General features: G+C 63.0%; 3 protein-coding genes. All 3 read right to left on the reverse strand.

From position 1 onward, the window contains the following. Positions 1-10: 10 nt before the first annotated feature. Positions 11-259 (reverse strand): MbtH family protein, encoded by a 249-nt coding sequence (locus ABX74_RS16585; RefSeq protein WP_003945538.1) that lies wholly within the window; start codon positions 257-259, stop codon positions 11-13. Continuing rightward, positions 256-1,602 (reverse strand): lysine N(6)-hydroxylase/L-ornithine N(5)-oxygenase family protein, encoded by a 1,347-nt coding sequence (locus ABX74_RS16590; protein ID WP_019747015.1) that lies wholly within the window; start codon positions 1,600-1,602, stop codon positions 256-258. Before ABX74_RS16590 ends, ABX74_RS16585 begins: the two co-directional genes overlap by 4 nt. A gap of 150 nt (positions 1,603-1,752) precedes the next feature. Continuing rightward, positions 1,753-18,447 (reverse strand): non-ribosomal peptide synthetase, encoded by a 16,695-nt coding sequence (locus ABX74_RS16595; protein ID WP_047889258.1) that lies wholly within the window; start codon positions 18,445-18,447, stop codon positions 1,753-1,755. Between the last annotated feature and the right edge of the window lie 30 nt (positions 18,448-18,477).

Consider the following 18,477-nt stretch of genomic DNA (forward strand, 5'->3'; position numbering starts at 1 on the left):
AGCGAGAGAATCAGCTCTCGACTGCGTGCTTTCCGCCGGCAGCCTGATCAGCTTCCATTGCCTCGCGCAGGCTCTTCGGACGCATGTCGGTCCAGTTCGCCTCGACGTATTCGAGGCACGCCTTGCGGCTGTCTTCACCGAACACCACGCGCCAGCCGGCGGGGACCTCGGAAAACGTGGGCCACAGCGAGTGCTGGTCCTCGTCGTTCACCAGCACGTAGAAGCGGCCGTCTTCGTCATCGAAAGGATTAGTGCTCATCTCGCCTCACTTGTTACGTACGTGTCTTGTGCGCCCAGACTAGCAAGCGCACCAGTTCGGTTCTGGTGGCTCAGAACCGACGCCAGAATCTCCCCCGCCCGCACTGCCACGTTCGACAGCAGCGACGACGTCAATCCGTGAGTCTGTTCTGTCCCACCCTGCAGATAGATACCGCCTGTCACGTCCTCCGTTACAGCCAGTCGATAATCCCGACTGACGTTACGCGGAACGGACGAATCCGGCACGAGTTCACCCAACAAATTGTCCAGCGGTGCCGGGGTGAAACCCGTGGCCAGAATGAGTGCGTCGCACGACAGCGTGTCGGTCAAGCCGTCGAGGTTGCTGCGGACGGCCAGTTCGATGCCGGATTCGGTCTCCACGGCACTCGTGATCTCCGAGGCCCGACGCATGAACAGTCGCCGCGGCCCGCGAACCATCTCCTGATACTCGGTGGCATAGAGCTTGTTGATCAGTTCGATGTCGACGACCGAGTAATTGGTACTGCGGTGCAGATCGAGAAGTCGACGTCGTTCCGCGGCGTCGGCGCCGTGCAGTTGATCGACGGCTTCGGGATCGAAGATGCGATTTGCGTACGGGCTGTCGTCTGCCGGGCTGTAGCCGTAGCGGGCAAAAACACTGTGGACTTCGGCGTTCGGGTAGTTCGCGTGCAGGTAGTCGACGATCTCCGCGGCACTCTGACCGGCACCGAGAACAACGAACCTGTTGTGCACGGGCTCAGGCATTGCTTCGAGGTGGAAGAGGAACTGGTGGTTGTGGAAGCACCGGGACGACGGCGTTGCCCACTCCGGGATCCGCTCTTTCAATCCGGCGCCGACGACGATGTTGCGGGCGATCACCGTTTCACCGTCGGCTGTGCGAACCGCAAAGCGATCGACAACGCCGTCGGAGTTCTTGATGCCCTCGACCCCGTCGACGGTTGTACCGAACTGCACATCCGCGTCGACTCGTCGAGCTGCCCAGCACAGGTAGTCGTTGAACTCGTGGCGCGTGGGAAAGAAGGTCTGGTGGTTGACGAAGTCGACCAGCCGCCCCTGCTCGAACAGATACGAGAAGAAGCTGTATCCGCTCTGTGGGTTACGGAACGTCACCAGGTCCTTCGGAAACGCGATCTGCATCGTGGCACCGTCGAGCAGCATCCCGGGATGCCACGCGAACTGAGACTGCTTTTCGAAGAACCGCGCATTCACCCGATCAACGGCTGCACAATTTGCATTGTGTTCTTCGACAGCGATGGCCAACGCGAGGTTGGCCGGACCGAACCCGACGCCGACGATGTCGACCACGGCGGGTTCGGCGCTGGAGTCTCTCGGTGATTCACTCATTACAGGTAGTCCATCCCCGACGGGACGACCTGATGAGGTCGCCAATCGATGTCCCGAAGTAAGTAGCAAAGGCTACCCTTAATGAGGTGAGGGTATCAATACTGTGAGCCCCCGTATAGCGGTCGACCCCGCGGAGCGATGCGACGTATGTCATAGTTTCGCCCCTTCACTCACGTCATCCCCTTCGGCGATGGCCGCAGCCTCGATCACGTCGACCAGCTGACCTGCCCATTCACGGACCGCGCCCGCATCGACGCGGTCGGCACGGAACCCGAGAGTTGCAAAAACAGGCTCTTCGCCCACCGGCTCGTAAAAACTCAACGTCAAATCCGCATCGGGCACTCCCACCGGAATCGGTACGAGAGAACCGAAGTCGCCGAGCCCGTCCAAATCCGCCTGTTGGTGATGGATCACCATCACCTGAGGTCTCATGGACGCCGGATTACCCAGAGCCTGCTCGACATACACATACGAGACGTCCTGATTGCTCAGCGCTTCCAGGTTGCCTTCCCTCACCCGACCGAGCAATTCTGCAAACGTCGGACTACCGGACGTATCCGTGCGCAGGAGAACAACATTGAAGAAGGATCCGATCATCGGTTCGAGACGGGGATCCGACCTGCCCGCAACCAATGAACCGATCGGAAGATCGGTACCCGCCCCAGCCTTCGTGAGAACGGCGGCCAGCGCAGCCTGAAGGACCATGAACATGCTCGTCCCGGTGCGCGCAGCCAGCGCGTCGATTCTGGCGTGCAGATCCGCGTCGATGTCGACAGAGACCACGTCACCCCGAGGTTCCGAGTCATCTTCCGGCAACGGAAGATTCACACTGGTCGGTATTCCGTCGAGCGCATCCTGCCAGTACGCAAGTTGCTTCGACGCACGGCTGTCGACGTCCAGGGGGTCTCCCAACAGCTCGTCCGACCACACGGTGTAGTCGGCGTAGGTCAACGCAAGCTCGTCCCAGATCGGTTGATCTCCCTGCAACCTGGCTGCATAAGCAGAGACCAGATCTCCCAGCAGCGGCACTACGGACCACTCGTCGACGGCGATGTAGTGCATGACGAGAAGCAGTGTCCGAGAGCCGTCTTCACCGAGCACCAGATGAACCCGCAACGGCGATTGCTCACGCAGATCCATCGGAAGTTGAGCCAGTTCGAACACCACTCGACCCACATCGCCGGCGCCGACATCGACCACATCGACAGTCGGCCGCACCGATTCTCTTGCCACGACGATGCCGTCGACCTCGACGAAGGTGGTCCGCAGGGGTTCGTGCCGCGACGTCACATCGTCCAAGGCGTGCCCGAGAATCTCCGGATCGATCTTCGAATTCAGGGTCAGCGCCAGAGCGTGGCTTGCTTGCGGGTGCTCGCCGGCTGCGCGGAACAACTCCCACTGACGACGTTGCGGCGCAGACAGACCCATGGTCTCCGGACGCCTCGCCGCCGGCGCCAGGACCGGGCGTCCACCCTCCGAACGCGCAACGACTGCCGCCAACTCCGCAACGCTCGGTGCGTCGAACACGTCTCGAATACTGACGTCCACGCCGAACGCTTCACGAATGCGACCGACCAGTTTCATCGAAGCCATCGAATGTCCACCTAGTTCGAAGAAACTGTCGTGGACTCCGACGCTCGGGAGTTGCAATATCTCCGCGAAGGCAGCTGCAACCGTGGACTCCACGGCAGTGCGAGGAGCAACATCACCCGCCAACTCCGACCAGTCCGGAGCGGGCAACGCCTTGCGGTCGAGCTTTCCGTTGGGCGTCAACGGGAGCGGAGCATCGAGAGCGACAACCATGGTCGGGACCATGTAGTCGGGCAACGACATTGCAGCGAGATTTCGCACTGCCGTCGTGTCCACCACAGCACCGGGTTCGGGTGACACGTAACCGACCAGGCGCGTGATTTCGCCCTGCCGATCCGCGACGACCGTTGCCTGCTTCACCGAAGGATGGGCACTGAGAGCTCCGATGATTTCACCCAATTCGATTCGGAAACCGCGAATCTTGACCTGATCGTCCACGCGGCCGAGGAAGTCGATGTTCCCGTCCGAGCGCCACCGCGCTCGGTCGCCGGTGCGATACATGCGATCGCCCGCGGTGAAGGGATCGGCGATGAATCTCTGTGCCGTCAGATCGAACCGGCCCAGGTAGCCTCTCGCCAGGCCGCGTCCCGCGATGTACAGCTCGCCGGATACTCCCGGCGGAACCGGACGCAGTTGATCGTCGAGCACGTACGCCTGTTCGTTGGGGTCGGGGACTCCGATGGGCACAGCACCGTTCCAACCGGGTTCCGCCTGCCACAGAGTGTTGTTCACCGTGGCTTCGGTGAGTCCGTACGCAGCAAGCAAATTCAGCCGCTCCGCCCATCGCCCGATCAGCTCGGGCGGAACCGTCTCGGTTCCGACCAACACCGTGCAACCCTGCGGAACTTCACATCCCGCCGGCAGGGCGGCCAGCAACGAGGGAGGGATGATTGCATGAGTCACGCGATTGCTCGTCATGAAATCGGTCAACGCCGGGCCGGCCACTCGTGCGCTCTGCGGCACGATCACCAGGGTGCTGCTCGTGCACAGAGCCATCGCCAATTCGAATACCGCAACGTCGAAGCCGACCGAAGCAAACTGCATCACCACCGAACCCGGTACCAGTCGCATCCGAACCTCGGCTGTCGCAACAAGACTCGGAATACCGTCATGAGAAAGGACGGCGCCCTTCGGCTTGCCGGTCGATCCCGAAGTGTAGATGACATAGGCCGCGTGGTTGACGCCAACTGGTGGCCTGGGAGTTTCGACGATCGCTGCCTCTTCCAGTTCCGCAAGGATTAGCGGATCGTCCAAGAGGATTCGCTCGACGCCGGCCACATCCTCGATCCGCGAGCTTTCCTCCGAGGTGGACAGTAGTACCGACGTGCGAGAATCGGTGAGCATGTAGGCGATGCGCTCGCTCGGGTGGCTCAGATCCAGGGGTAGATACGCTGCCCCCAGCTTGAGCACGGCGAGGACCGACGCGACCATCTCCACCGAACGCGGGACGGCAAGTCCCACCACGTCTTCGACCGAGACCCCGCGCCGATACAGCACGCCGGCTATCCGATCACATTGCTCGGAGAGCTCGCGGTACGTGGCCTGCCCCGCCTCGTCGCGCACCGCAATCGCCTCGGGTGTAGCAGCGACCCCACGCGCGAAGGCGTCGTAGAACGTTTCCTCCGGCACGTCGACGGCGGTGTCGTTGAACGAGGTGACAACCTGTTCGAGTTCGCCGGGCAAGAAGATGTCGATGTCGCCGATCTCAATGTCGGCCGATTCCACGACTGCCGCGATCACCGATTCCAATCGGTTCGAAATTCGCTGTGCTGTTTCGCGATCGAAGAGGTCGCTGCCGTATTCGAGTCGGACGTCGATGCAGCCTTCGTCGCCGAGGTACTCGGTGAAGTTGAACACCAGATCGAACTTGGCTGTGTACTCCTCGAGTTCGAACGGATCCCCGCCCATCTCCTCGCGGCTGTGATAGCCGACCATGACCTGGAACAGCGGGTTGCGTGCCAAGGTGCGCGACGGATTGAGGCGTTCCACCACAGTTTCGAAGGGAACATCGGCGTTGGCGAAGGCCTCGAGGTCTCCCTCGCGAACGCGATCCACCAACTCCCGGAACGTCGGGTTACCTGACGTATCCGTGCGCAGCACAATCGTATTGACGAAGAAGCCGACCAAGTCGTCGAGCCCCTGTTCACTACGTCCGGCTACGGGAGCGCCGAGGGGAAGGTCCTCACCCGCTCCGAGCGCAGTCAGCAACGCCGCCGACGCCGCGTGCAGGACCATGAACATCGAACTCTGGCTCTCGCGCGCCAGGTCTCGCAGTGCGGCAGTTGTGTCCACACCCAACCGCGTTACCACTGCGCCACCGGAGAAACTCGGTCTGGCCGGTCGGCTCCGGTCGGTGGGAAGCAGCAGTTCTTCGGGGGCTCCGTCCAAACTCTTCGCCCAGAAGTCCAACTGCGTGCTCAGGACACTCGACGGATCGTCGGCGCTGCCGAGTAATTCCCGTTGCCACAGGGTGTAGTCCGCGTACTGAACCGGTAGCGGTTCGAACGCTGGCTCCTCGCCCTGAATCCGAGAGGAGTAGGCAGACATCAGATCGCGCAGGAACGGCCGATCGGACCATTCGTCCGTTGTGATGTGATGCAGGACGATCACGACGATTACGGCACCGTCTACTCGGATCAGACGGGCGCGAATCGGAATCTCGTTCGAAAGGTCGAACGGACGGCCCACTGCCACTGCAACTTCGCCGGCGACACCGGATTCCCGTGAATGAACTGTCTCGACCGGAACCTTCGCCGATTCGAGAATTATCTGTTCCGGTGTTCCGTCCACCAACCGGAACACCGTACGCAAGGATTCGTGTCGTCCAACGACGTCACCCAGCGCCGCGGCGAAGACGTCCGCGTCCAATGCACTGTCCAAGCGGAGCACGATCGGGAAGTTGTAGGCCGCGGAGTTCTCTTCCATCTGTCCGATCAGCCACAAACGCTGTTGAGCGGCAGAAAGTGGAAGGTGGTCCGGCCGCGGCTTCGCTACCAGCATCGGTCGCGTCGATCCCTGCTCGACCACAATGCGTTCCGCGAGTTCCGCGACGGTCGGCGCTTCGAAGAGATCACGCATGGTCAGACTGTTCGGAATGGCGATCCGAGCTCGACTGATCAGTTTGGTGGCCAGAAGCGAGTGCCCACCGAGGTCGAAGAAGTTGTCGTCGACACCGATGTCGTCCACATCGAGTACGTCGGAGAAGAGCTCACAGAGAACCTCTTCCGTGTGGTTCCGCGGTGCAATCGACTCCCCACTCCGCTCCCCCAGCACCGAATCGGCCGTGGGCAGTGCCTTGACGTCGAGCTTGCCGTTGACGGTCATCGGTAGTGACTCCACCTCGATCACCACGGCCGGAACCATGTAGTCGGGTAGGAGAACTCGCGCCTGCGCGCGATAGTCGTGCACGGCGCCGAGTTGCACGGGTGTCACGTAGCCGACGAGCCTCTTGACTCCGCCCGCCCCGACGTCGACCACGACCGCTGCTTGCCGCACGTGCTCGTCGGATTCGAGAACGGAGACGATTTCGCTCGGCTCGATGCGGTGACCTCTGATCTTCACCTGGTCGTCGGTGCGGCCCAGGAAGTCCAGGTTGCCGTCAGCGCGTCGCCGCACCAGATCCCCGGTGCGGTACATACGTTCTCCGGTCCCGGCCGGATCTGCGACAAAGCGCTCGGACGTGAGCGCAAAGCGTCCGAGGTAGCCGCGAGCCAAACCGGCTCCGGCAATGTACAGTTCGCCGGCAACCCCGTCGGGGACCGGTCGCAGCCAGCCGTCGAGAATGTGCGCCGTGGTGTTCCAGATCGGCTTGCCGACCGTCGGGGTGTCACTGTCGGTCGTTCCGCCGCCGAGAGTGTTGATCGTGTATTCCGTCGGACCGTAGAGGTTGTAGCCCACGGTTCCCTCGGTCTCGCGCAGCCTGTTCCACACCGAATCCGGAACGGCTTCACCGCCGAGTAGGACCAGCGGAGGACGGTGTTGTCCCACACCGTCGTCGAGCAACCCGCTGTCGATCAGGTGCGTCGCGTAGGTCGGTGTCACGTTGACGACGTCGATTTCCTGTGCGTCGCAGTATGCAACGAGCGCCTCGGCATCACGACGCAGATCCTCGTCACAGATGTGCACCTCGTGACCTTCCACGAGCCACAGAAGTTCCTCCCACGACATGTCGAAGGCGAAGGACACGGTGTGCGCGATCCGCAGGCGCCGGCCCGTCGCGGCGATCACCGGTTCGAAGATCGCCTCGCGGTGGTTGAACTGCATGTTCGTCAAGCCGCGGTAACCGGTGACCACGCCCTTGGGCTTGCCGGTCGAACCGGAGGTGTAGATGACGTACGCGGGGTGGTCGAGCCGATGCGGTGCTCCCGGGGCGAATGCTCCGAGTTCCGCCGCGGAGAGTGCCCGCGCCGAGATCGTCAGTCGCCTTGCCGCAGTGTCCGGCTCGTCGAGCACGATGGTCCGAATGTCCGCGGTGCGGACGTCCGCGCCTTCGAATTTCGGTGCGGCGGCGACAGTCGTCAGCAACACGACCGGATCTGCGTCGTCGATCATCACGGCCAACCGTTCGGCCGGATGGTCGAGTTCGAGGGGTAGGTAGGCAGCGCCCGTGCGCAATACGGCGAAGAGCGCGACGACCATGTCCACCGAGCGCGGCAGACCAAGAGCCACGATCTTTTCCGGCCCGGCGCCGTAGTTGATCAGCAACCGCGCCATCCGATTGATCTCGCCGTCGAGATCGGCGTAGGTCATCCGACGCTTCCCGAACACGAGTGCCGTGTCGTTCGGTTGCGCCGACGCCACCTCTTCGAACAGGTCGGCAATGGTGCGCTCCGGCAACTCTCGGATCTGCGTCTGCTGCGCTACCGCGGGAGTCGGCGTCGCAACGACCGAACCTGTCATATCCTGCGACCAACTCTGGAGAAGGTCGACGAAGTGACCGAGCAGGTCCTCGGCTCGGCGCGCGGTCACCAGATGCGGATGGAACTCGAACTTGACGTTGACGGTGGTACCCGGGGTGACCACCACAGTCAGCGGATAGTGCGTGTGATCGATACTGTCGCTGCCGCTCACGTCGTGTGCGGCATTGAGTGCGTCGACTTGCTTCTCGTCCACGAAGTTCTGCAGGACCATCAGCACGTCGAACAGTTGACGATGCTCGGAAACACGCTGGATCGAGGCCAATCCGAGATAGTCGAACGGCATCAGCGAAAGTCGATCCGCCTGAGTGCGACGAAGAAGTTCCTCGACGCTCTCGTTCGGATCCAGTTGCAGCCGAACGGGAACGGTGTTGAGGAACATGCCCACCACGGTGTCGATTCCCGGTACCTCCGGCGGCCTTCCGGCAACCGTGGAGCCGAAGACGACGTCCTGTCGACCGGTGGCCGACGCCAGCACCATAGCCAGCGCTGCGTTGAGTACCGTGTTGAACGTGACGCCGGATGCGGCAGCGCGCTCACGCAATGCACGCGAAAGCGGTTCCGACAGAACCGCATCGCGGCGATCCGGAAGCTGAGGTTCGACGCCGGGCGCAGGCTCGGCAACAAGCGTCGGCTCCTCGAGTCCTGCGAGCGCTCCGCGCCACCCCGCGTCAGCGGCTGCACCGTCGCGGTCGGCCAACCAGGCGAGGTAGGCCTCGAACGACCCCTCGGGTTCGCCAAATGCGCTGTCGTCCCCGCCGGTGTCGTACAGCGCCAGAAGCTGGCTGACGACAAGGCCGTTGGACCAGCCGTCCCACAACAGGAACTGCCTGTTGATCACCAGTCGATCATGTCCGCCGGGCAGATGCAGCACGCTCATACGCCACAGCGGCGGCGCGGTCAGGTCGAATGGAGTCACTCTGTCTTGGGCGGCGACGGCCTCGGCGCGCTCACGAGCAGCCGAGTCGTCGAGTTGACGGAGATCGTGGACGGCGACGGGAACATCGAGTCCCGCACTGAAGAACTGCACGGGCTCGTTCAGTCCTTCGCTCACGAATCCCGCTCGCAACGTGGGATTTCGTCGTTGAAGTGTCCGGGCGGCCGCAGCCAACTTGTCGACATCGAGGGTGTGCCCGAAATCCATCGAGAACTGTGCCGTGTAGATGTCTCCACCACTACTGCTGTCGCTGCTGCCTGCGTAGCCGGCTTGGAAGTACAGGCCTTCCTGCAACGGTGAGAGTGGGAGGATGCTGCTGACACCGGCCGGGCTCGCGTCGGCTATCGCGTCGATCTCGGCCTGACTCAGGTCGAGCAACGGCACATCGGACGGGGTCAGGATGGGAGGCCCGTCATGCTCCGCGGCCGCAGCCGCCAGATCGCCGAGCGCCGAAACCCAGCCGTCGGAGAGTGACTGCGCATCCTCCTCGGACAAATCTTCACTTGCCCAAGCGAAGTCGGCACGGAGTTCCGAATCCACGCTGACGACATTCACGATCAGCCGATACGGACCTCCCATGTCTGCGTCGGGATCGGTGGACATGGCTTCGGATTCCGCTGCCAGGGACCATGCTGTCGATCCAGCTGTCGTCGTACGTCCGAGATAATTGAACAGGATCTGAGATTCGGAGCGCCCCGCCAATCTCGATGCCGTACGTGCATTCACGTACCGCAACATCCCGTAGCCGATACCGCCGTCCGGAGCCGCCCGCAGGCTCTCCTTCACCTCGCGCAGCGTGTCCACCGGGTCGGTTCCGCCGAGCAGTCGCATCGGGGCAATCGTGGTGAACCAGCCGACTGTTCGCGACAGATCGGTCCCGGGTACCAATTCCTCGCGGCCGTGCCTTTCGAGATCGACCAGCAGTTCGCGCTCACTGCGACCGGTGGAACGACGCCAGCGCTCGACCGACATCACCAACGCAGCCAACAGAACATCCGTTCCCTCGGCACCCAGCATTGCCGCAACCGTTCCGAGTGCCGCCTCGGAGATTGCTCCGTCCACCGTGACCGTGCGCCTCGCGCCTCCGGATACAACGGCATAGCTCGCGGTACCGGGGATCAACTCCGCGCCCGGAGCGGTCACGGTCAACCAGTGATCGAGTTCGGCAAATCGATGAGCACTGCTTGCGTGTTCGGCCACCGTGCGGGAGAAGGTACGCAGCGAAGTTCCGACGGCGTCCAATGCTGCGGGCTCTCCGGCCTCGACGGCCACCCAGGCCATCGCGAGATCCTCGAGCAGGGTTCCCCACGAAACCCCGTCCACGACCAGATGGTGCGCGACTATCGCGAGTCGGCCCAGATTATCAGCGCCACAATCGAACCAGACCACCGAGACCATCCGTCCTGCAGACGGATCCAAACGACTGGTCGCACACTCGGAACGTTCGGTGATGAGCGTCCGCAACTCGGTGTCATCCAGTCCCCGAGCATCAACGCGTTCGACAAGGTTCGCTGCCCGGATACTGCCGGGTTCCTCGATCCGCGCCGACCACATTCCGCGGTCATGTCGGATCAAGGTTTGGCGAAGTCCGTCGTGGTGATCGAGCACGGCCTGCAATGCGCCGGTGATCGAATCGAGAGATGTTGCCGGAGAGTGGATCAGAACTGCCTGGTTGAAGCGATCGGTACCACCCGTCCATTCGGACAAGCGGTGCACCACCGGCAGCGGAACCAGCTCACCCACGCCGATGTCGGCCGTGACGGTGGCAACCGACGTGGCGACATCACCCACCGCTGCGGCGATCGCAGCGGGAGTGCGCAATTCGAAGATCTGACGCGGGGTCAGTACTACCGAATCACGACGAGCCAGGTTGACCAGTCGGATCGCCAGGATACTGTCGCCGCCGAGAGTGAAGAAGTCGTCGCGTGCCCCGACGCGTGGCAGGCCGAGAACTGTCGCGAAATGCCTGGCGAGCAGGTCGGCAACGCCCGAGGAAACTACTCCCGTCGTTTCGCCCACCTGTGCCGCGAAATCCGGTGCCGGTAGGGCTTTTCGGTCGAGCTTGCCACTCGGGCTCAGCGGCAACGACTCGAGCCGCACGAACGCGCTCGGCACCATGAACTCCGGCAGCACCGACAACAACTGCCCTCGAACCGCAGCGTCATCAGCATCTCCGACCAGATAGGCGACCACCTGTGCGCGGTTACTCGGACCGTCGGTTCGGACGATCACGGCACTTGCCGAGACTCCGGGGCACAATGCCAACTGCGCTTCGATTTCACCGAGCTCGATGCGGAATCCACGAACCTTCACCTGCTCGTCGACACGGCCGAGGTACTCGAGAACGCCGTCGGCATTCCACCGCACGATGTCACCGGTCCGGTACATCCGCGAGCCGCCGTCGCTGTACGGATTCGCCACAAATCTTTCGGAGGTCAATCCCCCACGTCCGTTGTAACCACGCGCCAGTTGTGGTCCAGCCAGATACAGCTCACCGGTGGCACCGGCCGGAACGTTCTGCAGATACGGATCGAGAACGAACAGGCCGGTATTGGCGGCGGGTTCGCCGATCGGGACACTGACCGCGTCTGCCGGAGTTTCCTGCACCGACGGCTGCCAACTGACGTCGACGGCGGCCTCGGTGGGGCCGTAGAGGTTGTCCACCAGAACGTTCGGCAGGATCTCGGCAACCTTGCGTGCAACGTGAACGGGCAGTGCCTCACCGCTGCAGTTGACGATCTCGAGGGAAGAGCACAGTGCTGCTTTCGGCTCCGCAAGAAAAACTTCCAGCATCGACGGAACAAAATGCACTCGGGTCACGGAATGTTCGACGATGACGTCGGCCAGATAGCCCGGATCCTTGTGCCCGTCCGGCTCGGCCATCACCAGAGTTGCCCCCACCAGGAACGGCCAGAAGAATTCGGGGACGGAGACGTCAAAACTCGACGGGGTCTTCTGCAGCATCCGGTCGGAGAAGTCCAGCGGACGTATCTGCTGTGCCCAGAGCAATCGGTTGACCACACCCTCGTTGGTGACCACAACGCCTTTGGGACGACCGGTCGAACCCGAGGTGTAGATCATGTACGCGGCATCCGCGGGCGATCCTGGGACACTCAGCGGTTCGGCTGGGAACTGCGCGGACTCCGATACCGTCACCCGCGGAACCGAACCCGAATCGAGTGAAGAATCTTCCGACACCACGACGCACACCGGATCGGCGTCGTCCAGCATGTACGTCAGCCGCTCCGCCGGATAGCCGGTGTCGAGCGGAACGTATGCTCCCCCGGCCTTCCCGATGCCGAGTATCGCAACCATCAGATCGACCGAGCGCGGCAAGGCAACCGCCACCAATGATTCGCGTCCGACGCCACGTTCGTGCAGCAGATGCGCAAAACGATCAGCGCGAGAGTGAAGTTCGGCGTAGGTCAACGACTCTTCACGGAAGATCACTGCGGTGGCTTCGGGCGTACGCCCGGCTTGATCCTGCAGCAGCTCGGTCAGCGTTGCGCGCGGCCGATCCAAGGCCGTGCCGATGCTACCCGGCTGTGCGGGTGCCAGCGCGATCCGGCCGATGACCTGGTCGAGATCGCGAGAGAGCTCGGTGAGTACGACTGCGAGAGCTTCGGCCAGCGACGCAGCGGCATCGCCGTCCACCTGAGCAGCGTCGTACTTCAATTCCAACGCCAATTGATCGCCGGGGACGACGATCAGGGTCAGCGGGTAGGCCGGTCGCTCGTCGAATCGAATTCCCGTCAGTCGCACCGAGTTCGTCGGATCAGCGATTGCCGTGTCACCGAGTGGATAGTTCTCGAACACGACCAGTGATTCGAAGTTCTGCTCCAGTCCGCCGGTCCGCCGCAGTTCCGGTAGCCCCAGGTACTGATGGTCGAGTAGTTCCGATTGTTCCCTCTGCCAACGAGAAAGTGCTTGCGCAGCTGTCTCTGCCGGATCGAACCGCAACCGAGCCGGCACAGTGTTGATGAACAAGCCCACCATGGACTCGATGCCGGGCAGGTCTCCACCGCGTCCCGATACGGTTGATCCGAACAGCACGTCTGTTCGGCCGGTCATTCGGCCGAGCACCAGTCCCCAGGCGCCGTGCACGAGCGTGCTCAGCGTCAAACCGTAGGAGCGTCCGGTGGTCGACAGCGCGCGAGTATCACTGTCGGACAGCTCGACTCGGGTAGCATGGACACCGCTGCTGCCCGCGCTCGGCGCGGGAAGTTCGACCGCGGGCCCGGGAGAGTTCAGTGCTTTTCTCCACACCGCTGCCGAAGCCTCGTGATCGTGGCCGGCCAACCATTCGAGGTAGCTGCGGTACGGCGCCGGACTCGGGAGCACCACGCCGGAATCGCCAACGCTGTACGACGCCATCAGCTCCCGCAGCATCACCGGGACCGACCATCCGTCTGCAACCGCATGGTGAATCGACTGCAGCAGAAGGTACTTCTCCGAAGAGGCACGGAGCAGTGTGTAACGGACGAGCGGCGGCTGCGCGAGGTCGAACCCGCGCGCGCGGTCGGCGGAAAGCAGTTCATCCACGTCGGCGCCGGCATCCGTGACTACTGCCATCTCCACGACGACGCTCGGGTGCACCACCTGCACGACCCGGCCGTCGCCCAGGACCGAGAATCCGGTGCGCAGCGCCTCGTGTCGATCCACGACGGATTGCAGCGCACGGCGCAGAGCCGCGCTGTCCACGGCGCCGGTCAGCTCCACGACCTGTTGCACGACATACTGATCAGCCCCCGGATCGGCAAAAGCCGAATGGAAGTAGATCCCTTCCTGCAACGGAGTGAGCGGGAGAATCTCTTCTGCCTTCGGCAACCCGTCCACATCGGCCTGAGTGAGCGCCACCAGAGGGTAGTCGGACGGTGTCGCGCCGCCGAAGGCTGCGAGCCCGGACACGGCCTTGAGCGAGTCCAGCCACAACCGCGCAAACCTGTCGATGTCGCTACGCAGGAAGATATTCGACGCCCAGGTCAGAGTGGCCCTCAGTCGTGGCCCACCGGCCGCTTCCTCGGCTACGACGTCGACAGACAACGCGTGACCCAACGGCATGGACGGATCGGCAGCGCCGTCCATCGACACCGGGAACCAGTCCCCCTCTGCAACTGCAGTGCGCCCCAGATAGTTGAGCACCACCTCGGGTGCTGCGACGCTACGCAACTGATCCGAGCTGCCGAGGTATCGCAATGCTCCGTACCCGAAGCCTGCGTTCGGGACGCGTCGAAGTTGCTCCTTGACGCTCTTGAGAACCGCCGCCAACTCGCCGCTCGCTTCGAGATCCGGAGCGGCTGTACCGATCTCGAGTGCAACCGGGAATACCGTGGTGAACCATCCGACAGTACGTGTCAGGTCGACGTGCGCAGCGCCGTCACCGCGAACGATGTCTTCGTCGCGTCCGTGCCCTTCCAAGTCGATGGTCACCGATGCGGCACCGCTCCACTTGGTCAGCGCAACGGCCAATGCGGTGATCAGCACTTCGCTCACGTCGGCCCCGAACGCCCGTGGGACACTGCCCAACAACCGATCGGCGAATTCCGGAGGCAGGGTGATCGATCGCGCCGCAGCGGTGCGCGCGAGGTCAACTGCCGGGTCGAGTGCCCGACGGCCGAGAGGTGACTGTCGTGCGGAAGTCACCGAGTCCCAGAACTCGATCTCCGAGTCCAGTCGCCCGGTTCCGACCGCCTCCGAAACGAGTTCGGCATACCTTCTCACCGACGTGCCGACCGGAGCGAGTGAGGGTTCGTCGCCTTGTATCGCTGCGATACCCGCGCGCGCAAGGTCTTCGAGGATGATGCGCCAGGAGACACCGTCGACGACCGCGTGGTGGATGACAAGCAACAGTCGTCCGGGACCGGTCGCAGTGGTGAAGAGAACAGCACTGACCATCGTGCCGTCTGCCGGGTTCAGACGCCTGACGGCTCGCTCGGTCTCGGCGACGATCAGCGGTCCGCATTCTGCGAGCGGCACCGGTAGTGCACGGGTCTCGAAGACCACAGCCGATTCGTTGGTGGCCGGAACAAGCAGCGATCCTTCGGAAGTCAACTTCGCACGAAGTCCATCGTGGCGTGCCACCAGGGCATCGAGCGCCGCCTCGACGTGCTCGGACGTCAAAGCTGACGGAGTCTGAATCAGCGCTCGCTGATGGAAGGTTCGTGCTGCGTCCGGCGTCCCGAGGGCCCTGGCAGCGATGGGCGTCGTGGCTACGTGGCCGATCGGTTCGTCCGCATGATCGACGATCTCAGCCGTTCGGCCGGATTGGGCGCGCGCCATCGCCTCTGCGGTGCGCAGCTGAAACACCTCGCGTGGACTGATCGACAAACCGGCTGCACGAGCCGCGGTCACGAGCGAGATCGCGACGATGCTGTCACCGCCCAGTGCAAAGAAATCGTCGGTCACGCCAACCGATTCGAGACCTACCGCCGACGCGATCAACGTGCAGAACTGTTGTTCGACTTCGTTTCTCGCGGCGACGTGTGCACTCAGTTCGGCGAGATCGGGCTCAGGAAGGGCTCGACGGTCGAGTTTGCCATTGGCCGTGAGCGGAAACTCGTCGAGGACAGTGACGGTGGTCGGGACCATGTAGTCGGGCAGCTTGCTCGCCGCCCACTCGCGAATGTCCTGTGAGTCGACCGCAAGGTTCGTCCCCGACGCTGCACTCACGTACGCGGCGAGATACTTTGCACCTGTGGGTGCTTGACGCACCAGAACTGCCACGTGGCGCACTCCGGGGTGTGAGATCACGGCGGCTTCGACGTCTTCGAGTTCGAGACGCATGCCACGAATCTTCACCTGATTGTCCGTGCGCCCCAGGAAGTCGAGGGTGCCGTCGGCGGTCCATCGAGCCAAGTCACCGGTGCGATACATCCGGGATCCGGCCAAATCTCCGGAAACAAAGGGATCCGCGAGAAAACGAGACGCGGTCAACGCCGACGCGCCCACATATCCGCGCCCCAGTAAGAAGCCCGCTGCGTAGAGTTCGCCGCCGGTGCCGACCGGAACCGGCTGCAGGTCACCGTCCAACACGTACAGGCGAGTGTTGGGGTTCGGGCGCCCGATGGATGTGGCAATTCGTTCCGCGTCCTCGCGGTAGATCACATGAGAGACACCGATGGTCGCTTCCGCCGGCCCGTAGCCGTGATACAGCGTCGTGGACAGTTGGGCACGGAACCGATCGAAGAGTTCAGGCGTGAGAACCTCACCGCCGCACCACACGTGCTTCAACGAATCGAGCTGATCGGTCCCGTTCGCCAGATCCAGAAGGATGTCGAGCATCGACGAAACCAAGTAGACAAAAGTGACCGATTCTCCGGCGATCAGGTCGAGCAGGTATTGCGGGTCGCGTTCCCCCTCTGGCTTCGCGATCACCAATCGACCGCCGGAAACGAGCGGGAGCAGGATCTCGTTGATCGAGATGTCGAACGAGAGTGGGGCTTTGAACAGAGAGGCATCACCGGACCCGAACCCGAGAATCCGCTCCCGCTGCCACAGCAACCTTGCGCAGATTGCCTCGTGGCGGATCATGGCGCCCTTCGGACGTCCGGTCGAACCGGATGTGAAAATGACATATGCGAGTTGGGTACCGTGAATACGAATGCCAGAGGTCATTATCTCGGACAGGTCCGAAGGCCCGCCCTCGTACGCCCACGCGGAGAGATCGACCAATACGGAGTCGTCTACGCCGTCCGAGGTGAGCACCAATGTGGCACCGGCATCGGCGAGTACCGATTCGCGGCGCTCTGCGGGCCAGGACGGATCCAGTGGCACGAAGGCGCCGCCGGCGCACATGACGGCCAACAACCCCACCACCATCTCGGCGGATCTCGGAAGGCCGATCGCCACAACGGTTTCGGATGCGACACCGCGAGAGATCAAGTGCGCGGCGAGCTGCGATACCCGACTTTCGAGCTCGCCGTAGGTCAGCCGAACGTTGCCGTCGACCACGGCGACAGCGCCCCGATCGGCAGAGAAGCTGCTGCGCAACAAATCCGGCACCGTCGTCACGGGCTGCGGTTCTGCGGTGTCGTTCCACCCGTGGAGCACGAGTTCACGCTCCGCGCGCGACATGGGGTCGAGTGCCGAGATCGGAAGCTGCGGCTCGGCCACGAATCGATCGAGGAACTGTTCGATTCTGGCGGTGTGATCGGCCAACTCCCTGTCGAATCCGGCCGGGGCGCGGACGTCGATCTCGATCGGTTCCCCGTCCTGACCACCGCGCACACTCAGATCCAGGTCACTGACCCGACCGGTCACCGAATTACGCACGCGCACCGGGCAGCCGCCGAAGGTGAGTGTGTGTTCGAACATCATCGAGTTGATGCCGGGACCGAAGACCTGGCGGTCGGGATCGATTGCTCGCACGTCGCGTGCGAGATCCTCTCCCCGGTACCGCCCGTGCTTGAGTATCGAGATCAAGGCGGTATCGAGACGAGTTGCCAACTGGCCGATGGTTTCCGAGCGTTCGACCCGAATACCGAGCGGCAGAATCGTCGACGCCATCGAGGGAGTGCGCCGCATGTCGCGACCCACCCGAGCGGCCATCGGCACCGAGACGACAACGTCGTGCTGTCCGGTGGTTCGTGCAATGTACGCGATCAGCGCAGCCATGGGCAGGCGAGTTCGCCGAATCCCGGCGTCGGCGGCATAGCGATAGAGCTGCGCTGCACGATCGACGTCGAGCGTGAGCATCGCCGCGATCGGCGGCAGCGAATCATCCACCTGCCCATGCAGAATCCGCGTTGCTTCCGGTCCTGATTCAACTCGTTCGACCCAGTACTGACGGTCGAGCTGGAACCGCGGAGAGTTCCGGTATTCCAGATCGGCCGCCACCACCGCATCGAGCGACCACAACGGCGCCGCAGTCTCGAGGTTCGGATCGTCGTACCGCTCGGCTACGTCGGCGACGATGAGCGAGATGCCGTACCCGTCGACCACGCTGTGGTGATAGCGCTGATACCAGATGACTCGGTCGTCAGCAGTTCGCAGAAGCACCTGGCGGAACAGCAGATCGTCCGCACCGAAGACCCGAGCCATATCGGTGTCCATCCACGACTGCGCAGTCGAATCGGGATCCGCCTCGGCGCGAAGGTCGAGAATTTCCACGTCCCAGCGCGCATCCGGAATCGGCACCTGGATCAGCTGGTTGTCAGCATCCACCCGAAAGTGCACGAACAGCGCTTCGACGCGCCCGACTGTGGCCTTGATCGCCGCTGCCGCGCGCTCGACGTCGATCGTCCCGTCGACCTCGACGACAAGTCCGATGTTGTACACCGGACTGCTCGGATCGACGTTCTGAGCAACCCACACCTCACGCTGAGCGGCCGTCGCCGGGAGCGTTGCGTCCAGATCGCCACCGCCCGATACAGACGGGTGAGCTACCTGAGAGTGGTCAGACATCGAGAAATCCGATCATCGTCGTTCATGCTC

The sequence above is a fragment of the Rhodococcus sp. ARP2 genome (assembly GCF_001029585.1).
Taxonomy (GTDB): domain Bacteria; phylum Actinomycetota; class Actinomycetes; order Mycobacteriales; family Mycobacteriaceae; genus Rhodococcus_F; species Rhodococcus_F erythropolis.

Excerpts from the sequence above, each read along its gene's own strand:
- ABX74_RS16585 (WP_003945538.1), bottom strand. The coding sequence starts at position 259 with ATGAGCACTAATCCTTTCGATGACGAAGACGGCCGCTTCTACGTGCTG.
- ABX74_RS16590 (WP_019747015.1), bottom strand. The coding sequence starts at position 1,602 with ATGAGTGAATCACCGAGAGACTCCAGCGCCGAACCCGCCGTGGTCGAC.
- ABX74_RS16595 (WP_047889258.1), bottom strand. The coding sequence starts at position 18,447 with ATGTCTGACCACTCTCAGGTAGCTCACCCGTCTGTATCGGGCGGTGGC.